Source organism: Aphanothece microscopica RSMan92 (assembly GCF_046613545.2).
In the GTDB taxonomy this organism is placed as follows: Bacteria; Cyanobacteriota; Cyanobacteriia; order PCC-6307; family Cyanobiaceae; genus NIES-981.
Genome location: NZ_JBKKKY020000491.1, coordinates 1 through 476, shown reverse-complemented (window position 1 = coordinate 476; position 476 = coordinate 1). Strand labels below are relative to the sequence as shown.

The window sequence follows — 476 nt, the reverse complement described above, 5'->3', positions numbered from 1 at the left end:
AAAAGGAATCAACTGGGCTGGCCCTTCGCGGAGCATGGATCGAATGATCGTAATGGACGAAAGGCGATATCCAACAACAAGGAGAATGGAGGCAAGACATGCCAAAGGAATGGCATTCAGATAGCTTGGAATAAGCACGATGCTGAGCAGTAGCAGTAGGCCGTGGACCATGGACGCCAACCGCGTGCGTCCGCCACCATAGACGTTGGCCGACGAGCGTACGATAACACTCGTTATCGGCAAGCCACCCAGAAGACCGCTCACAATATTCCCTATACCTTGGGCACGGAGCTCGGCATTGGGGTCGCTGATCCGCCGTTCAGGGTCCATGCGGTCCACGGCCTCGATCGACAGAAGCGACTCGACGCTGGCAATGGCCATCATCGTTAGTGCCGTTATCCAAACATCCCTCCGTAGGATGGCACTCCACTCTGGAAATCGCAGCTGGGCCACCAACGAGCTCCACGATGATACAT

At 55.7% G+C, this 476-nt stretch carries 1 protein-coding gene; it reads right to left on the bottom strand.

Going from position 1 to position 476, the window contains the following annotated elements; genetic code table 11:
• Window positions 1–453 (bottom strand): SulP family inorganic anion transporter (locus ACLD7X_RS18695; RefSeq protein ID WP_411425179.1); only part of this gene is annotated, 453 nt, incomplete at its 3' end.
• Window positions 454–476 lie beyond the last annotated feature (23 nt).